Genomic DNA, 23,312 nt, shown 5'->3' with positions numbered 1-23,312 from the left:
AGAATCGATATTCTGCCTTTTTTAATGGTTATGGTGCTGCATTATCCTAAGGTTTATTATCCCTTGCTAAAGTTAATTAATTAGATACATTGCCTTGTTGGTCGACAGCATCAGTTCAACTCCTTTATTACTTGAATAACGTGCTTTAAGCCCTTGTTCAGATGGTTGGCCAATTAAACTTGGGCTTCTCCAAATCACATTGCTGTTAACATCATGTTTTTCAATATGATAATCAGTATCTTCTTCGCTGTAGTATGCTTGCCCGACTTGCACGGCGACAAAATAGCCTTGGTTACTGCTGGTGGTCTCATCGATAGCAATACCATAAATTGAACGCTTGATGGTTTTAGTGTCTTTTTCAACAAGCGTTAAGTTGGCTATTTCGTATGTATAGATATCACTGTTATTTTCATAATGATCAGTGTTGATACACATGAGTTCTTGTTGTGCATCGCTGTCTTTGTTAATTAACGTTAAATACTGGCAGTTTTGATTTATAAACGATTGCTCTGACAATGAACTCGTGTTTAACGTTAAAAGGCTTACGATATTATCTCGAGCCACAATAACGGTTTTTTCATTGATGACAAAGTCGGTAATATTGCTTTCAAAACTGTATTGGGCAATCAAGCTTTGATCTTCAATATTAACGATTTTAAGTGTCTTGCCATCGGCATAAATGGCATCTTCAAAACCATCCTGGTTAATATCAAATGCTTTTATCACGCCAATATCAGATTGGCTGCTGGTGGTAGATTGCCAGTGGAAGCTATAGTCAAATAACTGCATGACACCCATCCGTCCGTCGTAATAATCAGTCGTTGGTAATAATAAATCGCCAAAACCGTCGTGGTTATAATCAGTGGTTACGGTATGGAAGCTCTTGTCCCAGTTCGAGGATATTTGTTCACTCAATTGGTAAGAACCATCTGTTGCCATGCTAAGGACTCGGCTTCCGTCATAACCACTTCCGGTTTGCGGGACAAAGAATACGGCTTTTTCATCATTATCAGTGATGGTTGACCACCCAGCACTGCTAAAGGAGTCTAATTGAATCGTTGGGAGTGTTTGTTTAATGTCGATGGTATTGATACCGATATCAGCCACAATAAAACGGTCTTCGCCGGTGTCCATTGTGCCAAGCCCCCACTGAAGTTCGTCTTCACCATCATTATCAGAGTCGCCGACAGTTAACGAACTTACGCCAGAGTGTGGAGTATATAAAGACCATATTTCTGAGAGCTCATTATTATTTAAGTTATAAGCATGCACTTCTCCAGACTGACATTCGCCCACCACTAATTCGTCGGCGGCGTCATCATCTAAATTCATGGTATTGATTGAACAAGTATTAAATACTTCAACTGTGGCTAATTGCGACTTATTGACAGCTGAGTAAATACTGACCGTAGACCAGTAATTACCGCCGGCAATCTCATTAACGCCATCGCCGTTGTAGTCACCTATAGTCAGAACTCTGTCTCCAAATGGCATGCTGTTAGCCCATTTGTTTTGCCAAGTTTGAGTATCATAAACCAAACCGCTATTGGTAATAAGTTCAAGACCTGCTTGCAGATCTACATTAGCAAAAATGACCTGTTGAGCATCAATGTTGACCGAAAATAGTGCCTCAGAAGGCGCTGACATGCTGATAACACTGAGCAGAGATTCAGCATCGTAGCCACTTAACTCTCGGGTATGTAAATAAGCAATTTCTGGGATCCCGTCATTATCGATATCATCGATTGCAGCACTGAAGATCGTATCATCGGTCGAGAATAATTCGTATGACAACGCATTTAAATCATTAATTACGCTGATACCGTGTGTTGTAATCACCACAATATCATCACGATTATCTTTGTCGGTATCAAAAACCAGAACTTGTTGTATTCTGCCTTTAGTGGCTAATTTAAATGGATAAAACCAAGTTTGTATGTAACTGCCATTTTGTTCGGTTAACATAAACAGCCTGTTATTATTATCAGTCGATACCAACTCGTTGTTACCGTCACCATCAAAATCTCCCATCCACATTGATTTTTCGTTACGAGGGACTTCAATGCCTGAGCGAGTTAATGGTAAAGGTTGGTCTGCGTTTACATCGAGTGAAACCGACGCCGATTCGAGGATATTGCCATTTGAATCGGTAAGAGCAAAAACAAAGTCGACACTTTGTAGGGGAAACATATAGTCGTTGCCTACTTGCCAGGTAACAAGACCTTGGCTGTCGATGGTTGCGCCGCTCGGTCCTGAAATTAACGAGCCAATTTTAGATGGATCTATATTGTCTGGATCGGTGAGTAATGCACTAAATTGCACGGTTTGGCCCGATTGAATGTGGCTTGGGAGGTTAACGGCATTAAATTGTGCGGGTGAGTCGTTAATAGTAAAGAAAAAGTAATCACTCTCCACAGTGTTAATACCGTCAAAGACGACCATTGCCACTTTAACTTCATCCCCATAAACAGCAATATGAGCTGGCAGAACGTAACTGGTTTGCCCGCTAACAAGCTGGCCATTAATGTACCAGCGGTAACTGACAGTGAGCTGATCATTGCTGTTATCTGGATCGTAATAATGCCCAGGTGACACTGTCAGTGGTGTTGATGTATATAGCTGGTAATTGTTACCGCTCGGCGCATAAACTTCAGGAGGCAATGACATTTTTGTCACATCAACAAGCTGTTTATTTGATAAGTTGCTGTTAATTAGGTCATTAATAGATGAAAAGTAAGTGCCTACATCATCAATGCCATTATTGTCTGTATCTTGAGTGTATTTTACCGGACCATTCCAAAACTCCAATGTAGACGAATTAGTGCCCTTAAATATGATCTTTCCTTGTTCTAAATTTCCGCCTAAGGCATTAGTCGATATGTTGAATTGGCCTAAAGCACTATGAAAATAAGCTCCTGAAATGACCCAATTAAATTGGTTATTTTGATAGGATTGAGTTTCAGTGACCTTGAAAAGCGCTTGAGTTTGATCTGAGTAGGTATAAAGCAGATTGGTTTTGATGCTATTACTGTATTGGTCTGTATTGGGTGTTTCTTGGCTATTAATCCCATAAGTGCCTGTCAGCGAAGTTGAGATCGAGCCTTCTTTCCAAGATAAATTATCAAAGTTAAAACTAAAATTGTATTGGCTGTCTGTGGCCGTTTTTATCGAAAAAGCCATATTGCCAGTTACATTTTTGCTATAGCTGTCGCTACAATTATTGTAAGTAACGGCAAGGTTACCGGTAAATTGGCTACTTAACTGACCTTTAAATTTGATACTGCCTGAAGTAGAGCACTGTGCTGTAAAATCCACTTTACCAGAGTCATTAATATTATAATCAAGCTCTTCTAAATGTAAGTTAGGCAGTAAAACACCTTCCCCAACAACCACTTTTTTAAACACATGTTGGGTATTTTCGAGGGTTAATGTCGTCAATGATTTGCTGCCAGTGTAGCGTGCGTCGACTAATTGTGTCGCAGCGTTTTCGAGCTCAATGGCATTATAGTTATTGGCATTTTTAATAATATCAGACTGTGAGCTTGTGCCCGTTGGATTATCTGGTGTTTCAGCAGAGGTGTCAGAGGAGTCTCCGCCACCGCCACAAGCTGTAAGGGAAAATAAAATCGCAACGGCGAGCGAAGTGTGGGCTTTCGTTAACATTTTTCATCCTTGTGTAATGCCGAAAAAGTACATGTTAAATGTAAATTTTGTGTTGGTTTTTTGTTGAGTATACTAGGGTTAAGCCATATTCTTTGCAATGTAAATTTACGCTTAAAACAGTAATTTTATTAAGTCCAATGGCACTGAATGCAAAGCTGATATGCCGTACAAGTTGACGTGTTTATTTTGGGTGAGCCTGGATGAATAATGTGATTTTTAAGGCTATGATTTTTAATGCTTAAACTTATTTTTAGCCGTGTTTATCAATAGGATGGTTGGGTGGCGATCTAACGCTGGGACGATAAGTTAAGCGACAAAAAAGGCAGAATCGATATTCTGCCTTTTTTATGATGTGTTAACTACTTGTCTGAATTGGTTGAACCAATTTTATGGATGGCTAAGTCGGCGCCAATAAATTCGTCTTCCTGGCTTAAGCGCAAGCTGGCGACTTTATTGACGATACCGTAAACAATAAGACCGCCAACTAAAGCAACAATCACACCGGCCACACTGCCAATAAGCTGCGACATAATGCTTACCCCGCCAAGGCCGCCTAATGCTTGTTGACCAAAAATGCCTGCCGCAATGCCGCCCCACACACCACATAAACCGTGAAGTGGCCATACACCCAGTACGTCATCTATTTTGCTGCTGCGTTGTAATTTAGTGTACACCCACACAAATAAACCGCCCGCGACACCGCCGACAACAAATGCGCCAACAGGGTGCATTAAATCTGAGCCTGCACACACGGCAACTAAGCCTGCCAATGGTCCGTTATGGATAAACCCAGGGTCATTTTTACCGACAATCAGTGCGATAACCGTGCCGCCGACCATGGCCATTAAGCTATTGACTGCCACTAAACCGCTAATGCCATCGAGTGTTTGTGCTGACATCACGTTAAAGCCAAACCAACCCACAATGAGTACCCATGAACCTAATGCTAAAAAGGGAATGTTAGACGGGGCGAACGCAATACCGGGTTTACGACCACGGCGAGCGCCAAGTAAATAAATGGCCACTAGTGCAAGCCAGCCGCCCATAGCGTGTACCACAACTGAGCCGGCAAAATCATGAAATTGCGCACCAAATTGATTTTCTAACCAGGCTTGAAAGCCATAATTACCATTCCAGATAATGCCTTCAAATAACGGGTATACAAAAGCAACAATCATGGCCGAGGCAAATAAGAAGGGCCTAAAACTACCGCGTTCGGCAATGCCGCCTGAGACAATGGCTGGAATTGCGGCAGCAAAAGTGAGTAAGAAGAAGAATTTGACTAACTGATAGCCGTTATCAGCCCCTAATGTTTCAGCGCTGGCAAAAAAGTGGCTGCCGTATGCGATTTGATAACCAATGACAAAGTAGGCAATAGCTGAAAAAGCAAAGTCCGTTAGAATTTTAACTAGGGCGTTAACCTGGTTTTTGTGTCTGACGGTACCGACTTCTAAAAATGCAAAGCCAGCGTGCATGGCTAACACCATGATTGCACCAAGTAAGATAAATAAAGTGTCAGCACTTTGTGCAATAACCCCAATTGCATCACTAATATTGTTCATTTTAGTTCCCAAAAAAACATTTCTCTGTTGAAATTCATGCTTTTATAAAGCAAAAGCCATTCCTAAATCGCAAAGGTGCTGAACACTTATCGACCCTTTGTGGTGCAAATGTCTGAATATGTTGCTGAAATGTTCGTGATAATGCTCAATGGCGGTGCGTTTGGTGAGCGTTTTAGGCGCTAAAAACACGGAGGTAAACTAATGCTCTTGCATTTAATGTCACGTCTTGGTGCGCTGTCGCGCCAATGTGGTGCGCTATGAAAGGGCGTTTTTAACAATGCATTAACTTTTGAGGGCGTATCGAGTATTCTGAACTCAGCATGAAAGACTAGCTGTCTTAACGGGAGTGATATGAACAAAGTGAGAGTCGCTGGGGTGGGCATGATCCCATTTTGTAAACCGGGCCAACAACCGCCGTATCGGGTCATGGCAGCCGAAGCCATTAAGTTGGCATTAGCCGATGCGGGTTTACATGCTAAGACAATTGGCCAGGCGTATGGCGCTTACATCTATGGTGACAGTACCTGTGCCCAGCACGCCTTTTATGATGTAATTCAAAGCGGTATTCCAATTATTAATGTGAATAATAATTGCTCGAGTGGTTCAACCGCGTTGTTTTTGGCTCGCCAGGCGGTGTTATCGGGTCAGGTTGAGTGTGCATTAGCGTTTGGTTTTGAAGAAATGCAGCCTGGCGCGTTAGGTTCACACTGGCAAGACAGAGAAAGCCCATTTGAGCGACTCGATCCTGTTTTACAGCAATTCAATGCGCCACAAGGGCCAATTGCCTTACGTGCGTTTGGTGCAGCAGGCCGCCATTATATGGATAAATATCAAGTGGACGCCGACCTTTTTGCTAAGGTGGCCGAAAAGTCACGTAGGCATGCCATTAATAATCCATACTCAATGTTTTCAACGCCATTAACTTACCAGCAAGTGCTCGACGATAAGGTGATATACGACAATTACCTCACGCGCTTAATGGCGTGTCCGCCAACATGCGGCGCAGCAGCCACCATAGTGTGCAGCGAGACATTTGCCCGCCAACACGGCATCACATCTAAAGTAAACATTATTGCCCAAGCGATGGCGACCGACACCGAGCTTTCGTGGCAAGACCCTATTAATGCAGTTGGTAAAGCCATGACTCAACAAGCGGTTGAGCAAGTGTATTGCGATGCCGGTATTGGCCCTCGCGATATTGATGTGATTGAATTACATGATTGCTTTACCCCAAATGAGGTGATTACTTATGAGGCTCTAGGGCTGTGTCCTGAAGGTGAGGCTGCGCAATTTATTGCCGATGGAGACAATACTTATGGCGGACGATATGTGATTGGGCCATCGGGTGGTTTGATGTCAAAAGGGCATCCCATCGGGGCAACGGGGCTTGCACAATGTACCGAACTAACCTGGCATTTGCGCGGGCAAGCAGGTAAACGACAAGTTGAAAACGCGAGGCTGGCACTGCAACATAATGTTGGCCTAGGCGGTGCAGTGGTTGTGACATTATACGGGTTCTAGGTATGTTTATGCGCCGTAAAACCGCCAATGCTGCGCGAAACATATCGCACAGCATTGTGGGCTAACGTTAGACCCCGTTAAGCGGCTTTTTTCGCTTTATTGCCAAATTTACGGCGACAAAAAGTCACCAGACTAAACGATAAAATACCTGTGCCAATCAATGAGACTAATGTAATAAATGCTACATAACTGGCCGGCATATTCAACCCATCGTGCAGTGGGCGTACAAAGCTGGCAACCCTGCCCGATAAAGGTCTATCACTGTGTTTTAATGCCGACTCAATAACGCCCGTTGTATGGTTAATACTAATGCGATCGGCTTCTCTTAACCAAACGCCTGGATGTTCGTCAAATTGAATTGAGAATATCTGTGCCACTGGTTTGTTCGCATTGGCCTGCATTTTGGGGTTCGTTTTTTTACCTCGTTTTGAGCGAGGTTTACTTACTGATACTAGCTCTGCGTTTGGCCAAACTTGTTGGGCACTCGTGAGTTGGCTTAACCAATTATTGCCCTGACTTACCGGAAATGACTGGACGGCCGGCTTTTTATTTAACGCCCCAGTCCATAAGCTATTGTAGGTAATTAAAAATCCGCTCACACATAAAATAAACAATGGTATTGAGATAAACAGCCCCAATTGAATGTGGCTTTTAAGCAAGCTGCTTGAACGGGTATTTTTGGGCAACGTTTGCTTTAAGCGAAAGCCATTACGTACTCGCCACCATAAATAAATCCCAATCAAGGTGACCATACCACCAGCCAAAGAGGCCCATGCATTGATGTATTTACCGCCGTTGTCGATTAAAAAATTACGATGCAACCAAAAGGCGGTTTCATAAAAAGGCAGGTCAAATGAAGCGCTGCTAGCAAGCTCATTGAGGTCGTTATCTAATGCGATAGCTTTACCGCGTGTACTGGCTTGGATATAAGGTGTATGTTGTGTTGGAAAACGTACCGTGCTCATTTCAGGGTGGCGTTCAAATACCGTTGCTACCGTCTCGGCTTTTTGCTCTAGGGTCAGCGGGGTAAAGGTTTGCCCTAAACTGTCTGTGCGTTTTAATAAATCTACGCTGCCTAAATAAACCCCTGTAGTCAGTACTATTAACATGGTGATGCTAATAACAAAGCCTACCCAGTTATGAAGCCATTTTAATGCCGAAACCATATTCATGTTGTGTGCTCAAATTACATTACAAAAAGCTGATTTTATTGCGTTTTTATACTGTGATTGTGGTAAATAAAAAGTGGCGGTAATGATAATTAATCTCAATTAAATGTTCAATTAAAGAAGTGTAAAGATCGCTGGATAACAGCAAAATAGCTTAAACAACAGAACTTAAGTGACATATTGAGGTTTATGGACATAAGTGAACATATATTTTTCAACGCAGCTTTTCTCTAATACCCTAATTTTTATATTAAATTATTCATTCAATTCCTATTTTAGATATGTTCTTGAGTGATCGATCAAAATAAACTTGAGCGAATGTTCAAATTGTTTTATAGTGAACTCAATTCGAAACGCAGCACTACAATTTATTAATCGACACGAGAGAATATTATGACTTCATTTACTATCCATACTGCAGAAAGCGCCCCACAAGAAAGTAAAGCAATCCTTGAAGGTGCTAAAAAACAAATGGGCATGGTACCTAATTTGTTTGCCGTATTAGCTGAATCACCAAGCACATTAAAAGCTTACCAGCAGTTACATCAGTTCTTTTTAGACTCGTCATTTGACGCAGAAGAGCTAACCGTAGTGTGGCAAACCATTAACGTTGAGCATGAATGTACTTATTGTGTTCCTGCACATACCGCTATTGCCAATTCAATGAATGTTGACCCAGCGATCACGGAGGCATTGCGCAACCAAACTGCTATGCCTACCGCTAAATTACAAGCGCTACACGATGCCACATTAAGCATTGTGCGTAGCCGCGGTAATATTTCGCAGGCTGAACTTGAAGCCTTTTATGCAGCAGGTTACGGACAGCAACAAGTGTTAGAAATCATTTTAGGCTTGTCACAAAAAGTGATCAGTAACTACACCAACCATGTTGCCCACACTCCAACTGATGACGTATTCAAAAAGTTTGCTTGGAAGTAAAAGTGATCAGTAACTACACCAGCTATTCCAATGATGTTGCCCACACTCCAACTGATGACGTATTTAAAAAGTTTGCTTGGAAGTAACGGTTAGCGACACATTCAGCAGTTATTGTGAATAGATAAAATGAATACCAATGTCAGCGTTATCGCAAAATGGCATTGGTATTTTTTATTCGAGCATCGTAAAAACTCTAGCGACGAGGACAGTAAAATGACCACAAAAATTAAGCTCGATATTATTTCAGACGTAGTATGTCCATGGTGCATTGTGGGTTTTAAGCATTTAGAGGCGGCAATCAACGAGCTTGGACTACAAGATCAAGTCGATATTGAATGGCAACCTTTTGAGTTAAATCCAACGATGCCGCCAGAAGGTGAAAATCTGCGTGAGCATTCGGCCAGAAAATACGGTACGACCCCAGAAGGCAGCATTCGTGCCCGAGCCAATATTACCCAACAAGGTGCTGAGCATGGCTTTGTTTTTGACTATTTTGAACAGATGAAAATGGTTAATACCTTAGATTCGCATGTGTTGTTGGAATATGCCAAAGAGGTAGGTAAGCAAACTGAGCTAAAAATGCGTTTATTTAGTGCCTTTTTTACTGAGCATAAAGATATTTCAGACCGCAGTATTCTTGCTCAAGAGCTTAGTGCAGTGGGGATTGATGCTAAAGAGGCATTGAGCCTATTAGACAATAGCGCTGTGGCTGAGCAAGTCCGCGCTAAGGAAGCACATTGGCAACAACTTGGTATTTCGGGCGTACCGACGGTTATTTTTAATCAATCGAGTGCTTTAACCGGAGCGCATCCAGTAGAGGCTTATAAGCAAGTTCTGACTGATTTGATTGCTCAGCGTTAATGGCCCTGCGTTCCTGTTTATACATTTAGCGTTTATACGTTTAGTCATTCATCGATACAACCCAATGCAAGCTGCACAAGGTTGTATCGATAACCAATTACCTGGCTACAACTTACACTTGCGCCACATTAATCACCGGTTTGGTGGAAGGTGTGATGACTACCGGGATAGATTTAGAGGTAGGGGTGTAAGAGTCTATCCCGACACTGTTGATTGATACCAATGGGTTAGTCTCGGGGTAATAGGCGGCAATATTACCTTGTGGAATATCGTAAAGTACCACGCTAAACCCAGACACTTTACGCACGATATTGTCATTAGCAATAGATTGTAAATCAACTAACTGCGCTTCAACCAGATTGAGGTTTTGTGCATCTTGTGGATTGATAAACAGTACATTTCGTTTGCCTTTAATGCCTCGGTATCTGTCATCCATGCCGTAAATTGTGGTGTTGTACTGGTCATGTGAACGTAAGCTTTGCAGCAATAATATCGGCTGTTGTGTGCTTTGTGAACCATGTAATTGGGCATCACTTGAACAGTCGGCAATCACTGAGTCTGGCAAGTTGCTCGGGTTAAACTCTGCGCGTTTGGTTTGAGTGTTCCATACAAACCTGGCGGCGCTGTTGCCAAGGTAAAACCCGGCAGGTTGTTCAATACGTTGATTGTAGTATTCAAAGCCATTTATGGTGTTTTGAATTAATTGGCGGATCAGTCCGTAGTCATCTCGTAATGCTAACCAATCAATTTTTGTGGCCGCGCTTTGAGTCTTAGCCTGTTGAACACCTGCAAAGTGGTGATAATCTCGATGATGGAATGTGGCGTTGGCCATTTGGGCGACGATGTCTATTTCAGACAAGCACAGCTCTGACACTGGCTCGGTCATGCCCGTTGAGGCGTGTACCATACTAAAGGTGTCTTCAACGGTAATTTTTTGAATCTCGCTGCGTTGAACATCTAATTCTGTTCTGCCTAGGCAAGGCAAAATAAGTGCATCTTGTGTCACTTGTAAATGGCTGCGATTAAGTTTGGTGCTGATTTGCACGTTAAGCTCTGCATTGCGGATGGCTTGATAGGTAAAGTCGGTATCGGGTGCAGCTGCAGCAAGGTTGCCCCCAAGGCAGATAAGCACTTTACTGTCTTTTGTTTGTAGCGCTTTAAGCGCTTCTACTACGTTGTGACCAGCCTGGCGTGGAAAGCGAGTATCAAAAAAGTTATCAAAGTGAGCAATAAACTCATTCGATGGTTTTTCGTTAATCCCCATGGTGCGATTTCCTTGCACATTACTGTGGCCTCGTACTGGACACAAGCCGGCACCCGGTTTACCTATTTGGCCGCACAACAAATGCAGATTAATCACTTCGCGGATGATGTCGACAGAGTGCTTGTGCTGGGTTAATCCCATTGCCCAGCAACTGATCACGGATTTACTGCCGCTAAATAAGATTGCCGCTTTAATAATATCTGCTCTAGTGAGTCCTGATTGTTGCTCAATCTGCTGCCAACTAGTGCGCTTAACACTCTGTTGATACTCATTAAAAAAGGCGCTGTGTTGCTCAATAAATCCATGATCAATTTTGTCTTGGCGCTGTTCAATAATGTACTTTGCCATACCGCGCACCGCGGCCATATCGCCGCCAAGTTTAGGGGTTAAATATTGATGGCTAATGGTGGTGGCTGCAGGGGTTAATAGTTCGATTGGGCTTTGTGGGCTGGCAAACTTTTCTAAGGCGACTTCTTTAAGATTATTAAAGGTGACAATTTTACAGCCATGTTTAGCGGCTTTACGTAACGCATTCATCATCCGTGGGTGATTTGTCCCAGGATTTTGGCCAAACACAAAAATGGCTTCAGCGGCATCAAAGTCATTTAATACCACAGTGCCTTTGCCTATACCTATGGCTTTTGTTAGTGCGACGCCACTGGCTTCGTGACACATATTGGAACAGTCTGGAAAATTATTCGTGCCGTATAAACGGCCAAATAATTGATAAAGGTATGATGCTTCATTACTGGCGCGGCCAGAGGTATAAAACTCTACTTGGTTAGGGCTAGACAAGCTGTTGAGCTTGTCGGCAATAATGCTAAAAGCGTCGGTCCAGCTCACTGGCTCATAATGATCGGTTGCGGCGTTGTAGCGCATCGGTTCGGTTAAGCGGCCTTGATACTCTAGCCAGTAATCGGTTTGCTTAGCTAATTGGCGTACCGAATGCTGAGCAAAAAACTCACTACCAACGCCTTTGCCCGTAGATTCCCATGCAACGGCCTTGGCGCCATTTTCACAAAATTGAAATGCGCCGTGCTTGTTGTCACCCCATGCACAACCTGGGCAGTCAAACCCATCGGTTTGATTAACGCGTAATAAATTTTTGAGATTTTGCTTGGTGCGTTGGCTACGTAATACATGGCTTAATGTGGCTTGTATTGAGGGAAAGCCACCGGCTTTGCTAGGTTTTTCGATATGGTTAGACATTAATGGCTCCGAATGGACTAACAGGCAAACTGCTTAAATTGATGTTGGCTTGAAAATTAGAGTAATAAATGGGTGCTGAATACTTGGGGATATGAATAATATTGAGGTTGTACTTTAACGCCAGTTTTACCGCCAACTGGCTGGGTGACGCTAAACTAATTAAGTTATTTACGCCCAGTTGCACCGCTTTATGAATCAACTCACTGCTGCAACGGCTGGTCATTAATAATGCGTTGCACTCAGACAATGAGCTTGGCTGTCTAACTAACATACCGATTAATTTATCTAAGGCATTGTGACGGCCGATGTCTTCACGGCAAGCAATGATGTTGCCCTGGGCATTTAAGGCTAAAGCCGCATGAATGGCACCGCTTTGTTGAGCTTTGAGTTGATGCTCTTCAATTTGCAGTTTGAGGGCGTCGACATCTAATAATTCAATTGGGCGAGTGGCAGGTAATATGGTTAATTCTGGCAATGCATGGGTGATAGCTTCAACCCCACAAATACCGCAACCTGTGGCCCCGACTAATCGACGCTTCTTGCTGTTTAATGCGTATAAACAGCGATTTGCGATTGTGACATCGATATTAAATCCATGTTCTGATTTACTGACTTGAATGTCGTGAACATCATGGTCATGTTGAATAATGGCCTCGGAAAACAAAAAGCCAATGGCAAAGTCTTCAATGTTGTCTGGGGTGATCATCATTACAGCATAATTGATGCCATTGAGATTAATTGCCGCGGCGGCTTCTTCTACCAAGTGTTCAATTGACGGTGACCATTTATATGACGCATTCATACTTTTAGCCTTAAAATTTGAAGTGGGTCACATTTTATGGAGAGCTAAAATACAATTCCAATCAAACTATTTTATAGATTGATAGTTTTTATCTATTAATAAGGTTAAATTGATAGCTTGATTTTATATTAGAGGTTGCGTGGTTAGATGAATTTGCGGCAGTTACACTACTTTCATGAGTTGTCTAAACATAAGCATTTTGCTAAAGCGGCTAAGGCTTGTCATATTACCCAGCCAACGTTATCAGCCAGTATTAATGCGCTCGAAAAACGCTTTGGCACAGAGCTGGTGGTCCGTGGTAGTCAATTTGTGGCGTTAACTGAAGCGGGCAGTGTTGTACAGCTGTATGCAGAAAAGATGCTGTTAGATGAGGCTGCATTAAAGCAAGAGATCAGTGCTTTTACTGGACCATTAAAGGGGTCGCTTAATATTGGCATTGTGCCGCAATCCAGTGTTGATATTATGCCAATCATTAAACACTTTACTCAGTTACATCCGCATATATCGATTAAATTACACGTCACCACTAACGAAAAGCTGCTAGAACAACTCACTTTGCATCAAATGGATATTGGTTTAGGTTTTGATGAGAGCATCAGCGAATCAAGCCGCAGACAGCTTCAGTTTTACCCTCAACCCGGTCATCCTTTGGCGGTTTTGTCGCTTAAGCCTATGCTTCTTGATCTAGCCGCGCCACAACATGTCATGTCACAACAAGCGTTACCATTAACTCAGCTTAAATCTGTGCCCTTGATATTATTAAGTCAAAACATGCAATTTAGGCAATACATTGATAATGCGATAGAAAAAGCTGGAGGCGGCTTTAATATTGTATTAGAAACCGACTCGCTGTTTCATCTCGTCAGTGCGGTAAAACAGGGGCTAGGGTATGCGATTGTGAGTGGCGGAATAGCTAAGTCGGCTAAGCAATTACATAACCTTCATGCTCAAACATTATTAGATGTTGAGTCTGGCGATACGGTATTTATGGCCCGTAAATATAGCGTGTCAGTGGCGATGAAAGCGTTTATCCGTTTGATTGAGGTTAACTCGACGCTATAGCCTATTTGCGGTTTGTTCAGTTGATTATCTATTTAGGGCGTTTATTGCGTTGGATAATCTCGACGTCGAGCAATTATGTCCACAATTATCCGCCTTGCCTAATGCCATTTTAGCTCTCAATATAAAAAATAAACAAAGATAAACACGCCTTAGGATTGACGCATGGGCGCCGGCCTCGTTTAGGCTTTAACAACTATTTTTTGTTTGCTGGCGATAAAGATGTCATCCATATTTTTGCTAACCATCAGGCACCAGCCACCACTGAGCAAGAGCAAAATATTGTCCATCATGTCAGCTTTTCTAGCGACAATTATCAGGAAACAATGCAGCGCATTGCTAAGCTCGATTTAGCGTTTTCAATGGGCGAAGTCCCTGGCACGTTAATAAAACAAATTTTTGTGCGCGGATCTGAAAACCTGATTATCGAGATTCAGGCTCAACCTTAATTTTTTGCGATTGGTATCACTTTAGATTTGTGTCATATTTTAACGTCATTTAGCTTATCTGCTATTAACCTTGTATTTTTCATGTTTTAGGAATTGATATGTTGAGAAGCCTACGTGCTTATCGCTCGTCCATTATTTTATTAAGTGCGTTACTCATAGGCGGTCTATTTGGTGGTTTGTTTCCTGAGTGGGCGATTAAGCTCAAACCCATTGGGCAAATATTTTTAAATTTGCTGTTTATGATCATCGTGCCATTAGTTGCGGTGAGCGTGATGTCGTCGATTGCTCATATGACCGACTTAAAAAAGTTAGGTTCCATATTAGTGTCGATTATGGCGGTGTCGATTGTCATGGCGATTGTGCCATCCGTTGGCGTCGTGCTATTAGCGCTCGCTTACGATCCGGCTCAAGGCGTGACCTTAGATTTGGCTAATACGGTCGATGCTGCATCAGGCAGTATGGATTTTGTGAGCTTATTAACCACCAATGATTTTGTCGGGTTATTGTCTAAGTCGAATATTTTGGCGTTAATCATCATGTCGGTGATTGGCGGCGTAGCCATTGGCCAGTCTGGTGAAGATGGTCTCGTAGTCAGCCGTATTTTGGATAGTGTTAATACGGTTATTATGAAAGTCATTTCAATATTAATGTACGTAGCACCTATTGGCTTAGGGGCTTACTTTGCTGCAACCATGGCCAGTCAAGACACTGAGTTAATGGGCACATTTGCTCGGGCTGTGGGGTTATTTTTTGTTGCCATGGCGCTGTATTTAACCGTAGGCTCAACGCTATATGCGTGGATTGGCGGCGGGGTAAAAGGGGTTAAACAATTTTGGCAACACATGCTTGAGCCTGCCGTGACCGCTTTGGGTACCAGTTCATCATTAGCCACCTTACCTGTGACGATACGTAGCGCGACAAAGATGGGATTGAATGAGCAAATTGCTGAAATCAGCTTGCCGTTACTGGTTAATTTAAACAAAGGCGGTGCCGCGGCGATTACCGCATTAAAGATTGTGTTTATCTATTCTTTATTGGGACTCGATTTCACTACTGATGTATTTATGCTGACCATTTTGATTTCGGTGTTGTCGGCTTTTGTGATTGGCGGCGTACCGGGTGGGGCATTTTTAGGTGAGATTTTTATTGTGACCACCTTAGGGTTACCAATGGAGGTGATCCCGATTTTAGTCGTGATTGGTGCGATTACAGATGCCACCTCTACTGTGATAAATGTGGTGCATGACCTAACAGCAACGCAAATTATTGAGCGAATTAATGGCAAACATTATGCGGTGAAAATACCTGATAACGGACTAGGTGAGCTGGATTAATTGTGAACTTAAACGTGTTACACCAAAGATCATTGCTGACTTTGGTGTGATTTCTTAGGCTACAGCGACACAATTACGTCCTCGAAACTTTGCTTGGTATAAGGCTTTATCTGCACGATCTAATAAGCTGTAAGCACTATCATCTTGGCCGTATTGGGCTATGCCTAAGCTGATGGTTAATGCCATGTCTTGAATATTGTGCTGGGCGATATGTAGACGTAATCTTTCGGATAATTCTGTCGCATCTGCCAACGTGGTATTGGGTAATACCATCACAAACTCTTCCCCGCCCCAACGCGCTAATAGATCATCATTGCGCATTTGACCTTGTAGTAAATTTGCTAGCTCACACAGGACTTTATCACCGATTAAATGACCATGATTATCATTAATACGTTTGAAATGATCTATATCGATAATGGCGATAGAAATGGGATACTCAGAAGTCACCGATTTTTCGGTGTCGTTGATTGTCATGTTGTCAGTTTGGTTCGAATGAATAACCGACGAATCTAGTGAGCTAGATTTTGAGATATTAGTGGCGCTATGAGTACTCTTTGTATTACTTTTTAGCGCAGACATTGCCAATAGTTTATCGAGTACGTTATCCAACTTCTCGCGGTTATATAATCCTGTCAACTTGTCTAATTCTGCCATTTTTTGAATTTCTAAATTACGTAAAGTTAATTTTTGATAAGCTGAAAAACGCGTTTTTTCATAAAATCGAAATAGTAAAATTTGGGCTATGCACACTTCTATAACATTAAACAAGGAGCCATTTCCAAACGTCACTGGCTCAGGATTTTGAATTTGCTGAAAAACTAATAAGGCGCAAATGACAAAACTTAAGCCTGAAATAAAAGAGCCCCAAGTTCTACCGATAAGAAAAAATGAAAATGGCGGAATAAGCGTTGCCCAAAGGAGAGTGTGGGCATGTCCCTTCGTTGAGATTACAAACAACATAATTAAGCCTGTCAGCATAAGAGTGGCAGCCCATGCAGTGACTTTTACTTGGCCTGTTTGGCGAAATCTGAAATAAATACCTAATGAGAAGGCTAAACCTGAAGCATCTAACAAGGCGTATTTAAAGCCTGAAAACAAGAATATATTGATTAAAGTCAGTATAAGAAAGTAGCAACTTGTAATAAGCAAAGCATGCTCTATAAATCTGATCCGCCAATAATCTGGATGATCAGATGGATACTGAGGAAATTGTTTGTACCAAAATTTTAGCATAGATTTACATTCATGGTTTGTCAGCTCATGTTATTGATGAAGCATTGACTTAAGTCAATGTTAAAAGTTTAGTTGAAATTGAACATTTGGTCATATATTCCCATGAATACCAGTTAAGAGTGAATAATAAAGTTGCTTTTGCCTTAGGCATCACAAATCGTTTTATATAATACCAATCCTTATTAATTCCATACAGTAAACTTGAAGCGAGTGTATCAGCATCGTATCATGCGCCTTTTATTGCAATGAGCTCTTAAATAATGCGCCATTTAACCACGAACTATCATACTGAAACGCCTGTCGATTTCATCAACAATAATCCATCGACCATGCTAACGCGTTTGGCCGCACGAGCGATTGTGCTGCGCGGTAATCAGATTTTGATGTTGGATACCCAATCAACCTGAAGATGCTCGATTTCAGCAAGAATTTACACGCGTTTAGGCAATGCATTGATTGCGGGTAATGGTTGTTCCCTTTCCAAAATCAGCTAAATTAACAAAAGCCGCAGCATAAACGCGTGTAAAACTTGCCCTCTGGGAGTTTCACCGTGTTCCCACTACGTTGTTGCGCTAATTTTTAAGGTACCTACATTACTACATTAACGCGCCTAGTATTGAAAACACGGTGAAGCTCTGAAACACGTATCTTCAAGTCGATTGGGTATTTACCCAAACGCTATCATGATTACTCATTACCCGGTGGTGGAGTTGATGACGGTGAGCATATTGAGCAGGGCTTAATTCGTGAGTTATACCATTCCGCATTAATAAGTGACCACTCAGAATGCGTCCAGCGGTTTTTGATTAAGGCGTCGCTATGTAGTAATGGTTGTTCCCTTTCAAATAGCGAGAACGCAGAGCAAAAGCCGCTGGGGCATTCCTTTCAGGCGAGTTTTAAAAGGGCTTATACTGCGTTGCATGACTTCGAAAGAGAATAACTATTCATTCAGTCATTCGCCTTGTTTAAGCCCTTTTAAATTCTCGCTGAGAAATCACTTACTAACGCGGAATGGTATTAGAAGAAACCGGCGCGCAAGTGGTGGGTGATGTCATTCCGTTTGGCTTGTATCAAGAATATCGTCCGTGGCGCAGAGATGGCTTTGAGTCGGTAAACATGCTGTCTTACTGTTATGTGTGCACAATTGCTGATGAGCTCGCTGAGCCACAGTTTGAAGCGCATGAAATTAGCAATGGGATGACACCAGTTTGGATGGATATTGATGCCGCGATTCAACATAACCTCGACACCATGACAAACAGCAACAAAAAAGGCCCCTCGATAGAACGAGAGACCTTTTTATTAAAGCTAATTAAACAAGAACTGTTATAGGGTTATCACCCTTGTATCAGCTTGTATTTATCAGTCTGTGTTAACAGACTGATGTTAGATAAGATTATGCGCGCACCTGGCCAACACCACTCACTAGGTACTTTTCAGTGGTGAGTGACTCTAGTCCCATAGGGCCGTAAGCATGCAGCTTACTGGTAGCAATACCAATTTCGGCGCCAAGACCCAGCTCGCTGCCATCAGAGAAGCGAGATGATGCATTCACCATCACTACAGAGGCATCAACGGTGCGTTGAAAGCGTGCTGCAGTCAATTCATTTTGAGTACAAATCACTTCAGTGTGATGGCTACCAAAACGACGGATATGATTAATCGCACCGTCAAAGTCATCCACTTGCTTAATGGCAATTTCAAGGTCTAAGTACTCTTGACCAAAGTCATCATCATTCATGACGTTACAAGCGTCAAAGTATGACTTTGCCTGCTGACAAGCGTTAATCGTTACCTTGTGTTCGGCCAGTGCTTGAGCCACTTTTGGTAAAAACGCAGCAGCCACATCTTGATGAACCACTAAACCTTCTAGCGCGTTACATACGCCGGTACGCTGGGTTTTACCATTGAGTAATAATGCCATGGCAATCTCAAGATCGGCATCCTTATCAACATATAAATGGCAAACACCTTTAAAGTGCTGAATAACCGGCACCTTACTGTTGTCGGTGACAAAGTTAATTAAGCCTTCACCGCCACGTGGAATAATCACATCAATATAATCACGTTGCTGCATCAGTTCCATCATTAAGCCGCGATCAGGATCGGGTACTACCGTAATGAGCGCAGGAGGCAACTGATACACTTCGAGCACTTTTTGCAAAATAGAAGCAATCATTTTACTTGAGTGCAGCGCTTCTTTACCGCCACGTAAAATTACCGCATTACCTGATTTAAAGCATAAGGCACCGGCATCAGCAGTTACATTTGGGCGCGCTTCGTAAATCATACAAACCACACCTAATGGTACGCGCATTTTACGAATGCTTAATCCATTTGGACGTTGGCCTAAATCGCGTTCAATACCGACAGGGTCGGGCAGTGATGCTACGGTTTCAATACCAGCAGCCATTGATTCAATACGGTCGTTATTCAATGTTAAACGGTCTAACATTGCCGAGCCCATGTTGGCGCTTTCAGCATTGGCTAAATCCAATTGGTTAGCCTTAATAATTTCATCACTGTGCGCACGTAGTGCACGTGCCATGTCGAGTAAAATGGTGTTTTTTACTTGCTCGTCTAAAATGGCAAGTGATTGTGCTGCAATAGCGGCATTTTGAGATAAGGTCTTTATTAAGCTCATGTTTTCTCCAAAATGGCGATGTTCTTGTCTGAAATTAAAGGGCCCGTTTTCTGCTGAGCATTATTAGCAAACTCTTGGTCTTCTTGATCAGAAATAAAATGCAGTAAGCAACTGCTGTAATTTGATTTGGCTTTTGCCAATCTAGTGCCATCGCCTTTACGCACTAAAATGGTATCACCGACGGAAAAGTTACCTTTTACGGCGACTACATCGTCACTGGTCAGCTGCGAATTTTGTTCTTCGAGGTCACTGTCAAAATCATTTTCGACAATTAATTCACCCTGCACTTGAGAGGTATGAGTCATCCAATGCAAATGTTCCTGCATCGGTTCATCATACGGGGTAAATAAAGTCCCTGGATTTTGACCTTTCAGAAGTTGGTTAAACGTATCAGCATCAAATCCATCAACAATCATGGTTTCAATACCGTGTGAAATGGCTTTTTCAGCCGCCTGGATTTTGGTGCGCATTCCACCAGTACCTACGCTGCTGGTTGCGCCGCCTGCCATAGCATAAATATCTGGGTTGATATCGCTCACTTGTTTGATGAGTTTGGCGTCATCATGCAAATTAGGGTTTTTGGTATACAAGCCTTTGACGTCTGAACAAATAATCAGTGCATCAGCATCTGCGGCCGCCGCGACCATGGCCGATAAGTTATCGTTGTCGCCAACACGTAGCTTATCGGTTGTTACGGCATCGTTTTCATTGATGATGGGTAACAAACCATGATCTAACAGCGTAAAGATGGTGTCTTTAATACTGACGTAGCGCTCACGATCACGTAAGTCTCCGTGAGTCACTAATAACTGTGCAGAAGCAAAATCAAATAGCTTGTCCCATGTGGCCATCATGTCTGCCTGGCCTGCTGCAGCCATCGCTTTTTTGAGTGAAACACTAGGTTCTGCAATATCAGAAAAACGGTGTTTGCCTGCAGCAACTGAACCCGATGAGACTAATACTACCTGGCAGCCCTGGGCGCGACACGTTGCGATAAATTGGGCTATACCTAATAAATAATGGCTACTACAGCCTTGTTCATGAGGCGCAATAAGTGCACTGCCCACTTTAACGACAATGCGTTTCCAATGTGAAGTTGACATCATATCCTCTTAATTATTTCTGCTCAGCTAATACGCGGCCGGCTTCATGGAAGGTATCAACTGTTTTCTTACAAGGGTCAGTATCTAATGCACTTGTTACCCAAATAACAACACTGCTTACAATGAAGCCTGGGATCATTTCGTACATTAAGCTAGAGAGCGCTTTGCCATCGGCCAGCACAGGGGCATATATCCAAAATAGGACGGTAGCCGCACCTGAGACAATACCTGCAACGGCAGCTTTGTGGGTTAGGTTGTGCTTATAAAGGCTAAACAAAACAAGAGGACCAAATGCAGCGCCAAAACCAGCCCAAGCATTACTGACTAACGATAAAATGCTGTTTGAGCGATCAAGTGCTAATAAACTGGCCACAATCGCAACGCCTGCAACACCGAAACGGCCCATTTTCACCATTTCTTGCTCGGTTGCTTCTTTCTTTGAAACCACACGGTAGATATCTTCAGTTAAAGAACTAGAAGACACTAAAAGCTGTGATGAAATCGTGCTCATGATTGCAGCTAAAATCGCTGCTAATAAAAAGCCGCTGACTAAAGGGTGGAATAACAATTCTGAAAACACAATGAAAATGGTTTCAGGGTCAGTTAATTTCATGTCGAATTTGTTTGCGTATGCAATACCGACAAGACCAGTAGCAAGTGCGCCAACAATCGTTACCGTCATCCAGCTCATACCAATTCGGCGAGCGGCTTTAATGTCTGATACTGACCGAATCGCCATAAAACGCACAATAATGTGTGGTTGACCAAAGTAGCCTAAACCCCAAGACAAGCTAGAGATTAACCCCAGCATGGTGACGTTTTGCATGCCTTCAGAAAACTGTGGAATTGACTCATAAGCAAAGCTCATCATTTTGTCGGCGTTAGAAAACTCTTGATATGCCACAACAGGCACCAAGACTAAAGCGACAAACATAATACAGCCCTGAACAAAGTCAGTGAGGCTGACGGCTAAAAAGCCACCGAGTAAGGTGTATGACACCACCACAGCTAAGGTTACGATTAGGCCTAGTTCATAATTGAGATCAAACGCTGACACAAATAATTTACCGCCAGCCACTAAGCCTGCTGAAGTGTATAGGGTAAAGAAGATAACAATAATAACCGCGGCAATAATACGGATATGACTGTTTGGAGCATGGAAGCGTTTAGCAAAAAACTCAGGGATGGTCAGGGCGTCATTTGCCACTTCGGTATACACCCTAAGCTTAGGTGCAACCAATAGGTAATTAACCATGGCACCAATTAATAAGCCAATCGCAATATAGAGGGTTTCAAAACCCACTAAAAACATCGCACCAGGTAAACCCATTAACATCCAACCACTCATGTCAGATGCGCCTGCAGATAATGCAGTAACTTGTGGGCTCACTTTACGGCCGCCAAGAATATAACCAGACACGTCGCTGGTTGACTTCTTAAAAGCAAACAGACCAATGCAAAGCATAACGATGAAATAAATAGCTAAAGAGACATACGTTAAATAATGCATGAACTACTGGCCTCCTAACGCTTTGTTATTTTGAATCCCATTAGGTTTCAACATGACAAAGAGATAGGTACTTAAGATGGCAAATAAGCACAATAGTTGTGTTGCATATGTGAGCTTCGAAACTGATTTATGCCAAAGTTTTGTGATGAGATTTTCTTCCGTCTGAATGTCAGTCGACATTGTGCCCTCCTGAGCGAATAAATATTGGTGTTAGCAATAAATAGTTAAAAAATAGCAATAAAAAAACCACTAAATTAGTTAGTGGTCTAATTATATTAACACTATTTGCCTGCCTGATTCCAATCGAATGCACCTTAAAGCACAGCTTTTGGACTAAGTTACACTCATTGTGCTGGCTCACACCCCATAGCCTATAAGGGCAAGCGCCACATTATTTTTTATAAATGATTTTTTCTAATCTATTAGTATTCTTGGAGAGAATCGGCGTTTTTAACGATAAAACCGACTCTTAAAGGTTAAATTGTTCGATCAAATTCGTTTTTTATCAAAGGGATTTGTCTGCCACTCGCACCGTGTTTGAATGTTTTTTAACCAGTACGGCCGAGTATTTAAGCCAATCACTTTAAGCGGAATTAAGTGTGTTTGTTACACCTCAAATTATTATATCTGAAATGATTTCGACACAAACTAATTGGGCTGTGATATGAGTATCATCAGGTGTTTTTGGGGCTGCTGATGAATCACGAAAATGTGAGTTTTATTGCACCATTACATGATTTTTAATATCGAACATTGCTATTTAATAGACGTTCGGTCTAATATGTACTTAATGAATGTAGAAAACGCCAAACCTCGCAGAGGTCGACCACCAAAAGTATCTCGAGAAAATCCAGATACTCGGGCTTAATGCCGCTCGCTTAACAGTGAGCGGCTCTTTTCTTATGGGGGTAGCGTGGTGCTTTATATAGCACTTGTCTTGGAAATGGTTTCCGCTTTCTTTTTTTCGGTAGGATTAATCGCTTTCCG

17 protein-coding genes are annotated in these 23,312 nt (G+C 42.4%); 8 read left to right on the top strand and 9 right to left on the bottom strand.

The window, feature by feature from the left end; genetic code table 11:
- Positions 1 to 72 precede the first annotated feature (72 nt).
- Positions 73 to 3,663 (bottom strand): FG-GAP repeat domain-containing protein, encoded by a 3,591-nt coding sequence (locus tag IEY48_RS15775; RefSeq protein WP_188922032.1) that lies wholly within the window; start codon positions 3,661 to 3,663, stop codon positions 73 to 75.
- A 359-nt stretch (positions 3,664 to 4,022) separates the two neighbouring features.
- Positions 4,023 to 5,225, bottom strand: coding sequence for an ammonium transporter (locus IEY48_RS15770; RefSeq protein ID WP_188922031.1), 1,203 nt, complete (start codon positions 5,223 to 5,225; stop codon positions 4,023 to 4,025).
- Between the two features lie 351 nt (positions 5,226 to 5,576).
- On the opposite strand from IEY48_RS15770, the gene IEY48_RS15765 reads away from it, so the two are divergent.
- Positions 5,577 to 6,746, top strand: a complete 1,170-nt coding sequence (locus IEY48_RS15765; protein ID WP_188922030.1) for a lipid-transfer protein — start codon at positions 5,577 to 5,579, stop codon at positions 6,744 to 6,746.
- A 77-nt stretch (positions 6,747 to 6,823) separates the two neighbouring features.
- Here IEY48_RS15765 and IEY48_RS15760 read toward each other — a convergent pair whose 3' ends face one another.
- Positions 6,824 to 7,918 (bottom strand): PepSY-associated TM helix domain-containing protein, encoded by a 1,095-nt coding sequence (locus IEY48_RS15760; protein ID WP_188922029.1) that lies wholly within the window; start codon positions 7,916 to 7,918, stop codon positions 6,824 to 6,826.
- A 390-nt stretch (positions 7,919 to 8,308) separates the two neighbouring features.
- Between IEY48_RS15760 and IEY48_RS15755 the strand changes: the two genes are divergently transcribed.
- Entirely contained in the window at positions 8,309 to 8,854 is a 546-nt protein-coding gene (locus IEY48_RS15755) for a carboxymuconolactone decarboxylase family protein (RefSeq protein ID WP_188922028.1), read from the top strand.
- A gap of 213 nt (positions 8,855 to 9,067) precedes the next feature.
- Positions 9,068 to 9,715, top strand: a complete 648-nt coding sequence (locus IEY48_RS15750; RefSeq protein ID WP_188922027.1) for a DsbA family oxidoreductase — start codon at positions 9,068 to 9,070, stop codon at positions 9,713 to 9,715.
- Between the two features lie 112 nt (positions 9,716 to 9,827).
- Here the strand turns inward: IEY48_RS15750 and IEY48_RS15745 are convergent, their stop codons facing one another.
- Together IEY48_RS15745 and fdhD are read right to left on the bottom strand one after the other, a co-directional pair.
- Positions 9,828 to 12,188 (bottom strand): FdhF/YdeP family oxidoreductase, encoded by a 2,361-nt coding sequence (locus IEY48_RS15745; RefSeq protein WP_188922025.1) that lies wholly within the window; start codon positions 12,186 to 12,188, stop codon positions 9,828 to 9,830.
- Positions 12,181 to 12,990 carry a formate dehydrogenase accessory sulfurtransferase FdhD gene (gene fdhD / locus IEY48_RS15740; protein WP_188922023.1) on the bottom strand — a complete coding sequence of 270 codons (810 nt, stop codon included), beginning with the start codon at positions 12,988 to 12,990 and terminating at the stop codon, positions 12,181 to 12,183. The genes IEY48_RS15745 and fdhD overlap by 8 nt, the downstream gene beginning before the upstream one ends.
- Before the next feature lie 147 nt (positions 12,991 to 13,137).
- On the opposite strand from fdhD, the gene IEY48_RS15735 reads away from it, so the two are divergent.
- From IEY48_RS15735 to IEY48_RS15725, 3 genes are all read left to right on the top strand, one after another.
- Positions 13,138 to 14,052, top strand: coding sequence for a LysR family transcriptional regulator (locus tag IEY48_RS15735; RefSeq protein ID WP_188922021.1), 915 nt, complete (start codon positions 13,138 to 13,140; stop codon positions 14,050 to 14,052).
- Between the two features lie 155 nt (positions 14,053 to 14,207).
- Positions 14,208 to 14,498 (top strand): VOC family protein, encoded by a 291-nt coding sequence (locus IEY48_RS15730; RefSeq protein ID WP_188922019.1) that lies wholly within the window; start codon positions 14,208 to 14,210, stop codon positions 14,496 to 14,498.
- Between the two features lie 98 nt (positions 14,499 to 14,596).
- The gene (locus IEY48_RS15725; protein WP_188922017.1) at positions 14,597 to 15,832 is read left to right on the top strand and encodes a dicarboxylate/amino acid:cation symporter; all 1,236 of its coding nucleotides are present in this window, start codon (positions 14,597 to 14,599) and stop codon (positions 15,830 to 15,832) included.
- 54 nt (positions 15,833 to 15,886) lie between these two features.
- Here the strand turns inward: IEY48_RS15725 and IEY48_RS15720 are convergent, their stop codons facing one another.
- Complete coding sequence (locus tag IEY48_RS15720) at positions 15,887 to 17,068, bottom strand: GGDEF domain-containing protein (RefSeq protein ID WP_188922015.1); 1,182 nt, start codon at positions 17,066 to 17,068, stop codon at positions 15,887 to 15,889.
- A 260-nt stretch (positions 17,069 to 17,328) separates the two neighbouring features.
- Between IEY48_RS15720 and IEY48_RS15715 the strand changes: the two genes are divergently transcribed.
- Entirely contained in the window at positions 17,329 to 17,475 is a 147-nt protein-coding gene (locus IEY48_RS15715) for a hypothetical protein (protein WP_188922013.1), read from the top strand.
- A gap of 604 nt (positions 17,476 to 18,079) precedes the next feature.
- Positions 18,080 to 18,400 (top strand): NUDIX hydrolase, encoded by a 321-nt coding sequence (locus IEY48_RS15705; protein WP_188922011.1) that lies wholly within the window; start codon positions 18,080 to 18,082, stop codon positions 18,398 to 18,400.
- A gap of 64 nt (positions 18,401 to 18,464) precedes the next feature.
- Here IEY48_RS15705 and IEY48_RS15700 read toward each other — a convergent pair whose 3' ends face one another.
- From IEY48_RS15700 to putP, 3 genes are read right to left on the bottom strand one after another with little or no spacing between them, the layout of a single operon-like run.
- Positions 18,465 to 19,712, bottom strand: coding sequence for a glutamate-5-semialdehyde dehydrogenase (locus IEY48_RS15700; protein WP_188922009.1), 1,248 nt, complete (start codon positions 19,710 to 19,712; stop codon positions 18,465 to 18,467).
- Positions 19,709 to 20,815: a glutamate 5-kinase gene (gene proB, locus IEY48_RS15695; RefSeq protein ID WP_188922064.1), complete on the bottom strand. Its 1,107-nt coding sequence runs from the start codon at positions 20,813 to 20,815 to the stop codon at positions 19,709 to 19,711. Before proB ends, IEY48_RS15700 begins: the two co-directional genes overlap by 4 nt.
- Before the next feature lie 13 nt (positions 20,816 to 20,828).
- Positions 20,829 to 22,325, bottom strand: coding sequence for a sodium/proline symporter PutP (gene putP, locus IEY48_RS15690; RefSeq protein WP_188922007.1), 1,497 nt, complete (start codon positions 22,323 to 22,325; stop codon positions 20,829 to 20,831).
- Between the last annotated feature and the right edge of the window lie 987 nt (positions 22,326 to 23,312).

Origin of the sequence: Shewanella saliphila, assembly GCF_014648295.1 — a bacterium.
GTDB classification, from domain to species: Bacteria; Pseudomonadota; Gammaproteobacteria; order Enterobacterales; family Shewanellaceae; genus Shewanella; species Shewanella saliphila.
This window is presented reverse-complemented; position numbering and strand designations above follow the sequence as displayed.

What these genes read in the sequence shown, in the direction of transcription:
- IEY48_RS15775 (WP_188922032.1), bottom strand. Translation starts at nt 3,663, where the DNA reads ATGTTAACGAAAGCCCACACTTCGCTCGCCGTTGCGATTTTATTTTCC.
- IEY48_RS15770 (WP_188922031.1), bottom strand. Translation starts at nt 5,225, where the DNA reads ATGAACAATATTAGTGATGCAATTGGGGTTATTGCACAAAGTGCTGAC.
- IEY48_RS15765 (WP_188922030.1), top strand. Translation starts at nt 5,577, where the DNA reads ATGAACAAAGTGAGAGTCGCTGGGGTGGGCATGATCCCATTTTGTAAA.
- IEY48_RS15760 (WP_188922029.1), bottom strand. Translation starts at nt 7,918, where the DNA reads ATGAATATGGTTTCGGCATTAAAATGGCTTCATAACTGGGTAGGCTTT.
- IEY48_RS15755 (WP_188922028.1), top strand. Translation starts at nt 8,309, where the DNA reads ATGACTTCATTTACTATCCATACTGCAGAAAGCGCCCCACAAGAAAGT.
- IEY48_RS15750 (WP_188922027.1), top strand. Translation starts at nt 9,068, where the DNA reads ATGACCACAAAAATTAAGCTCGATATTATTTCAGACGTAGTATGTCCA.
- IEY48_RS15745 (WP_188922025.1), bottom strand. Translation starts at nt 12,188, where the DNA reads ATGTCTAACCATATCGAAAAACCTAGCAAAGCCGGTGGCTTTCCCTCA.
- fdhD (WP_188922023.1), bottom strand. Translation starts at nt 12,990, where the DNA reads ATGAATGCGTCATATAAATGGTCACCGTCAATTGAACACTTGGTAGAA.
- IEY48_RS15735 (WP_188922021.1), top strand. Translation starts at nt 13,138, where the DNA reads ATGAATTTGCGGCAGTTACACTACTTTCATGAGTTGTCTAAACATAAG.
- IEY48_RS15725 (WP_188922017.1), top strand. Translation starts at nt 14,597, where the DNA reads ATGTTGAGAAGCCTACGTGCTTATCGCTCGTCCATTATTTTATTAAGT.
- IEY48_RS15720 (WP_188922015.1), bottom strand. Translation starts at nt 17,068, where the DNA reads ATGCTAAAATTTTGGTACAAACAATTTCCTCAGTATCCATCTGATCAT.
- IEY48_RS15715 (WP_188922013.1), top strand. Translation starts at nt 17,329, where the DNA reads ATGCGCCATTTAACCACGAACTATCATACTGAAACGCCTGTCGATTTC.
- IEY48_RS15705 (WP_188922011.1), top strand. Translation starts at nt 18,080, where the DNA reads ATGGTATTAGAAGAAACCGGCGCGCAAGTGGTGGGTGATGTCATTCCG.
- IEY48_RS15700 (WP_188922009.1), bottom strand. Translation starts at nt 19,712, where the DNA reads ATGAGCTTAATAAAGACCTTATCTCAAAATGCCGCTATTGCAGCACAA.
- proB (WP_188922064.1), bottom strand. Translation starts at nt 20,815, where the DNA reads ATGTCAACTTCACATTGGAAACGCATTGTCGTTAAAGTGGGCAGTGCA.
- putP (WP_188922007.1), bottom strand. Translation starts at nt 22,325, where the DNA reads ATGCATTATTTAACGTATGTCTCTTTAGCTATTTATTTCATCGTTATG.